Origin of the sequence: Okeania sp. SIO2B9, from assembly GCF_010672505.1 — a bacterium.
GTDB lineage: Bacteria > Cyanobacteriota > Cyanobacteriia > Cyanobacteriales > Microcoleaceae > Okeania > Okeania hirsuta.
In genome coordinates this window covers 1-6,062 of record NZ_JAAHGK010000366.1, presented here as the reverse complement: position 1 = coordinate 6,062, position 6,062 = coordinate 1, and the positions used below count along the sequence as shown (strand labels likewise).

9 protein-coding genes are annotated in these 6,062 nt (G+C 38.7%); 2 read left to right on the top strand and 7 right to left on the bottom strand.

Features of this window, described 5'->3' with window-relative positions:
• Positions 1 to 59 precede the first annotated feature (59 nt).
• On the top strand, positions 60 to 533 hold the full coding sequence (locus F6K13_RS14575) for an anti-sigma regulatory factor (protein WP_287287711.1): 474 nt from the start codon (positions 60 to 62) through the stop codon (positions 531 to 533).
• Positions 534 to 557: 24 nt separating this feature from the next.
• Here the strand turns inward: F6K13_RS14575 and F6K13_RS14570 are convergent, their stop codons facing one another.
• Entirely contained in the window at positions 558 to 854 is a 297-nt protein-coding gene (locus F6K13_RS14570) for a DUF6439 family protein (RefSeq protein WP_124142785.1), read from the bottom strand.
• Positions 855 to 908: 54 nt separating this feature from the next.
• On the opposite strand from F6K13_RS14570, the gene F6K13_RS14565 reads away from it, so the two are divergent.
• Positions 909 to 1,322 carry a DUF2203 domain-containing protein gene (locus F6K13_RS14565; protein WP_240038735.1) on the top strand — a complete coding sequence of 138 codons (414 nt, stop codon included), beginning with the start codon at positions 909 to 911 and terminating at the stop codon, positions 1,320 to 1,322.
• Between the two features lie 14 nt (positions 1,323 to 1,336).
• On the opposite strand, the gene F6K13_RS14560 is transcribed toward F6K13_RS14565, so the two are convergent.
• The 6 genes from F6K13_RS14560 to F6K13_RS14535 form a co-directional block, all read right to left on the bottom strand.
• Entirely contained in the window at positions 1,337 to 1,810 is a 474-nt protein-coding gene (locus tag F6K13_RS14560; protein WP_287244783.1) for a DUF2785 domain-containing protein, read from the bottom strand.
• A 169-nt stretch (positions 1,811 to 1,979) separates the two neighbouring features.
• A complete protein-coding gene (locus F6K13_RS14555) occupies positions 1,980 to 2,732 on the bottom strand; it encodes a class I SAM-dependent methyltransferase (protein WP_287244770.1) in 753 nt (250 codons plus the stop codon).
• A gap of 41 nt (positions 2,733 to 2,773) precedes the next feature.
• On the bottom strand, positions 2,774 to 3,463 hold the full coding sequence (locus F6K13_RS14550; RefSeq protein ID WP_287287710.1) for an SDR family oxidoreductase: 690 nt from the start codon (positions 3,461 to 3,463) through the stop codon (positions 2,774 to 2,776).
• A gap of 187 nt (positions 3,464 to 3,650) precedes the next feature.
• Positions 3,651 to 4,370 (bottom strand): hypothetical protein, encoded by a 720-nt coding sequence (locus F6K13_RS14545; protein WP_287244765.1) that lies wholly within the window; start codon positions 4,368 to 4,370, stop codon positions 3,651 to 3,653.
• Positions 4,371 to 4,567: 197 nt separating this feature from the next.
• Entirely contained in the window at positions 4,568 to 5,509 is a 942-nt protein-coding gene (locus tag F6K13_RS14540; protein ID WP_287244762.1) for a hypothetical protein, read from the bottom strand.
• Positions 5,510 to 5,709: 200 nt separating this feature from the next.
• Positions 5,710 to 6,062 (bottom strand): TauD/TfdA family dioxygenase (locus tag F6K13_RS14535; protein WP_287287707.1); only part of this gene is annotated, 353 nt, incomplete at its 5' end.

Here is a 6,062-nt window from a genome sequence, read left to right as displayed (position 1 = left end):
CGTGGACGTGATGAGATAGCAATCACTGAAAAAACTCCCTAGCTTTTCTTAGTAAACCTTTGTCAATCTCCTCACGTCCACGTCTAATAAGTCAAAACTGGGTGACAATTAGCTTTGCTTCTACCCTATATTTGTGTCCGATTCTTGATCTTTTACTGGCAGATGTTCCTAAACATTGGCATCCAGAACTACGACTAGGATTACAAGAAGCGTTGGTAAATTCTGCAAAGCATGGCAATAATTTAGACCCCAATAAGAAAGTTTTCGTCCGTTTTTCAATTGTACAAGACCAGTATTGGTGGGTGATTTCAGATCAAGGTCTGGGTTTTAAACCACCTTGTAAATCAAAGCAACATCATAGGCAAACTGCTACCTATTCCCCAGAAGATTATTGTGATGATGAAAAAGAATGTGGTCGAGGCATATACATCATCTACCAAGTTTTTGATTATGTTGAATGGAACTCCAAGGGTACAGAGTTAATGCTATGCAAAAGAGTAAGAAATAACTCCAGATTACCCTTGGTTATGTGAAGAATTTAAGTTAACTTCAACTTATTAATCCTTCTTAACTCCATGAGTTGGACATGGGGGAGCTGAGATAGATCGATCTAACCAGCTAGTAGCTTGTTTGAGACGTTCGATCGCTTCAGTTGGTTGCGCCTTAATTAGAAAAACGAGGGCAGCTACAGTTAGCTCTAATGCACGGACTTGGCGATTAGACTTAAGTCGATGCCAGTCTCTTTCTGGTATAGCAAGTCTTTGGGCTAAAGCTTGAGCTAGTTCTAATGTACTATACTCCTGTAAATCTCTTTTGTGAGTTGCAGTTGCAGAAGCTGAGTTAGAGTTAAGCATATTTTCCTAGATTAATGTTTTCAGGTAGAACTTACTATACTTAAGTATGCCAGCATGAATCCTCCTCCAGAACATTCTGAGAAAAAAATAAATGATGGGTGCTCAAATTCTGCACCAGTTGATGGGGAGTCAGAAGTTTCAGAGACTGATTTTGCACAAGCACTAGCAGAGGTAGAGCGTTCCTTTGCTGCTGTGAAAGAACGTTACTCTCAAGTTCAGTATTATCAGAGGCGAAAAGCAGAATTAAAGCATCGCTTAGAAGAAGTACGACCGGAAGTACGTCGCCAAAAAACTAATGAATTACGAGAAGAGTTACAACGGATACAGACAGAATTAGAAACAATAGAATTAAACCTAGAGAGTAGTTTATTTGGTTGGAATAGCATAAAAGAACCATTTTGGCAAGCTGTGAGATTTGGCGGTTTAGGAATTGCGATCGGCTGGCTATTAAAATCTTGTGCTGGATGATGTCAGATCTATTTTTAAGGATTGAGAAAGAAACCTCGAACGCTATTGCAAAAACCTGTTTCTATAAATTGTAAAGCTTGATAAATTAGTTGTTGAACCGGATGTTGCTTCTCAATAGTATTTTCTGCCATCTCCCACTGAAAATAGAAAGAGCGCAGAAAATTTTGGATATTTCTATAAGCACATAGTTGTTTAATCGGACTTGTCAGTATTTTTCGCCAAGGATACTTTTCAAAGTTATCCCAAATCAAAAGACCCGATGGACGGCGCTCAATTTCAATCAAGATATCTAACCAATAATTTATTTGCTCAATGCTAAGTGTATTCTGTTGGCAAATTTTGACAGCAGCTCTAGCTAGTCTCTCCTCTTCAGAATGAAGATAAACTGATGGTACTGGTTGGTGAAGTTTGGTCGCGATCGCTTTTAACAATCTCATCAAATCTGAATTGTTAAGAGTTGTTAATTTGTGTAATGTATCCTTTCTGATATTGGCTATTCTGTTGTGTAATTGAGCTATACTGACACTACCGAATAAATACTGAAACTATCTTGATTTTTCTCCTTTCTTCCCTCCTGTTTGCGGAGCATTCCCTAGGAAATTCTGACTCCTGACTCCTGAGTCCTCGCTAAGTTATTTATAAGTATTCAACCGAACATTATATTACAGGAATATCTGTTTGCTTTTTGGCTAAAATTGCCACATATTCTAGAGGTTTACCGTTAAAAAAACGACGATGGAGATAAGATTTTGTGCAATGTATTTTTAAGTAATCTTTTTCCACTGCCTGACGGTAAAAATTAACAAATTCCGGACAATTATCCTCACATTCATAGCTAGTTTTTGCAATATTGAATAACACCCAACCTTGATTTTTAATTAAATTCACTCCTGTAGCAAAAGCTTTGATCGGAATATGTCCCTCACTCAAAGCAGAACAACAAACAAAACCATTTAACTTTTTCTCGTTCAGAAAATCGCGAGTTGATTTTGATAATTGAGTAAGGTCTTCCACAAAATAATTTTCATAAACTCCTGGAAAATCTCTGCGAGTAGCTTCAGCAGCTTCCGGAACAATATCAATACCAATAATAGATGTTACTCCTAATTTAGTAATAGCTTTACCAAATAACCCGCTCCCCGCTCCTAACTCTAATAGTTTCAAATCTTTGACAGATTCACCACTATTTTTTAAATTTTCAGTTAGTAGAGTAGCTATAACTTCGGGCGATCGATAGTGCAGTTTCTCTAAAGCTAGATAGTTATAGAGTCCAGGAATGCGATAAACTTCTGCATAATCATGGAGTTTTAAGCGACGCTCTCGCCCATTTTCTGTAATGAAAAAATATTCTTCATTAATTGGTAAATTTTCGATGTTATCGGGTAAGCGAATTTGAAAGTTCGTTGACATTTTGTTAATAATTTTATTAGGAATTCTGACTTCTGGCTTCCTTAACCTGTTGGAATTGCCAAGGCTTTACCATTATCGCTCGCTCTAATATACAACAGAAAAGGAACGGCAATTTTTACCCAATCTTGAGGTTGAATATACTTAGCTGCTTTTTCCGATCCATAAACTGTTTCTAAAGTATCGGTATGGATGGTTCCCGGCCACAGAGAAACGGCTGCCATACCTGGAGGTAATTCTTGTGATAGTGCTTTGGTCAATCCTTCGATCGCCCATTTACTAGCACAATAAGGCGCAGCGTTAGCAGTAGTGTAACGTCCCCAACCTGCACTAAAATTAACAATTACTCCTTGACTTTTAGCCACCATTTGTGGTAAAAAATGCCGGAGAACATTAGCCACTCCTTTGATATTGATATCAATAACGCGGTCGAAAATTTGCCCTTCTATTTCCCACAAGGGTGCAAGTTCGTGTACGATGCCAGCATTATTAATAATTAAGTCTGGAGGATCATATTTTGAGCTTATTACTTGACTCCAATTTTTGACTTGCATTTCATCAGCAATATCGACTGCCGTAAAATGATGGGGTTCGCCAAATTTTTGTTCCAAGGAGGCGATCGCTTCCTTATTCAAAGAACAACCAATAACAGTATGACCCAATTGAATAAAAGCTTCGGTCATGGCGCGACCAAGACCCCGACTGACACCAGTAATCAGAATTAACTTAGACATAATTATCCTTAAGGAGCAATACAGAAATCACTGCTTCATAAAACCGATATAAAACGTCTCTCTTGGTGCGCATTCCCTTGCGCCTGTCGGCGACGCGGGGTCGCACCGCATAATGTGACATTTTACTGTGTACGGACGTTTTCGCTACGCGACATTAAACGCGGAGCGACATGAAACGCATTAATGCTCAAGCAACGTCCCTACCTGCTTCAACTGAGGCAAGTGCTTCGAGTTTAGACGAACAAACATTCGTTGTCTTTAGCTTTCTACATATCACTTTTAGTAAAGTTTCAATTCCCACACCTTGATGGCGGAGCGGCTCCAGGGTTGATATATCAAGAGAGCGCAAGTCTCCAAGAAGTTGGACTTTTTCTCGATAGACATCTCTGTGTGAAGAATTTAGGTAGACATGAATTGGATGGAAGATAAGCACTTTCAACCCTGGCTCCGACAAATCTAAGAATTCTGCTGAGTTCAGACTTAACTGACGTTCTAAGTGTAGGTTATCAGTCCACCAAACTGGTATTCGCAAGAGATCTCCATAAGCTCTGTTGATTTCAAGATTTGCATGAAAAGGTAAAAAGATCGAAGAATCATAAATAACTCCCTGCTTTGGCAAAAGATCGTATAACCCATAGTCCCAAAACATTCTGTGAGAGCGAAATCCTTTGGTATTTGGAAAATCAAACAGAAGTTCGTTAATCAGCTTTTCTGCTTCAGGTGTCACACCTCCACAAGTTCTGAAGTCAGGGTGAATTCCCGTTTCAATAAAGTCAGGGATGTCAAACCCCACCTTATTTGTGAAAAACATCGTGGCTTCTAAATCGTAGTCGGCAAGTATGCTGCACACATACTCTAGTACGAAATCAGGAGCCCAGTCTGTATCAAACGTAAGTGCAACTGTCATAAGGTGATTATCAAAAATGAATTTACCAGGGGAATTGAGTAAGTTATTGAGAGCGTGTAACTGTACAGAAATTAATTGGAATGACTATAACTTTCAGGACTTACGCATGAAATACGAAAAACTAAGATTTGAGATTGCTTGCCCTTAGGTCGCAATGACGAAAATACCTTGTAGTGCGTAAGTCGTAACTTTGATACTTAAGGCTTAATACAGAAATCACTATACCAATAGCTCATTGGTTTAACCCAAAAACGCTTGGCATAACCTTCACTCACCGCTTCACTACTTTCTCTATAAAGCAGAGATGGGGAATTGTCAACTACATAAAATGTATGACCTTGCTCATCTTGATAGATTGGATTTTCTATTTTAGTTGCACGAGTACCTTGAATTGCTCTGCCAGTATCTGCTGCTGCATCAATAATCCAACCTGTAGATTTCATGGAATCAAGCATTTCAAAAGTAACAATCGGTGCATCTCCTTGAGCAATTTCTACCGTATTGATAAATATATCATAGTCTTTAAATTCTTGGTGCATTAGATCGATATTACTCCGACGACGCAATACAGGTTCAATTCCTTTACTGGCTAAATATTTCAAGACTCCATAAGCGACATTTCCCGAACCGAATACTGCTACTCGATCGCTCTGGGTAATTCCGCCTCGCAACATAATAGCTTGCATCATCGAGCAATAACCTGCTAATATACTATTTTTATGGGTAATATCTCGTGGAATATTCAGAGTTTCTGTTTTTCCTTGAGTAACGCGAATAGATATGGAATTCGTAACATCAAATAGTCGGATCTTTTTGGGTTCAGCGCAGTATTCTCTAAAATGTCTTCCTGATGCACCAAAGGGATGAATCCAACCTGCCAGAGTTTGATTTTCTCTAAAGTATTGATAATCTTGGGGTTGAGGAACCTTAATACAGTAAATTACATCTGCCCAAGCAAATAGACTTTCGCGAGAATAACCAGCACCTTCTCCATAAGCTGCATCGGGAATATCTAAAGTTTCCCCATAAGCTCGTTCAAATCTGCGTTCATCCTCTGGACTACAGTAGGATAAATGTTGTGGTAATAAACCGACTCTTTTTTCGTTGGTGAAACTGGGTTTAATGTAGGCTATTTTCATTGATGTTCTTCAGGTATTAACTAGCTATTAGCTTTTAGCATTCAGCTATCAACTTGTAGGTGCTTGCTGGCCATTTCCTCTAGTTGGGTTTAAATCCCCTGTTTCTATAAATCGGAAGGTTTAGGAGGGATTGAAATCCCCTCTCAGTCTAGGAATGCTTCGCAAACGCGCACATTTACTGCTGACTGCTGGTTGCTTATTTAAAATTCTTGGTGTTGAAAATTTCTTCTTCCTACAAAGAAGTTCCAATCAACATACCCTGAGTTGAGCTTTCTATTGCCTAGTGCTGGATCGAAAGCTGTTCTCCCGTGCAAAATTCTAAAATTTTGGAAGAGCAGACAGTTATGCGATTTCAACTGAAATTGATATTGATAATCGGGTTTTTTCAGATAGCGGAAAAAAGCATGATATGCTTGGTAGAAATATTCTAATTGCTCAAAAGGTAAATGAGGTCTACAGTTTCTTTTACTAAAACGGACTGTAGTCAAGTTCCCATATCTGTCGCATTCTAAAATAGTAGCAGTATTACAAAAACGATAGTGATGATTTTCGA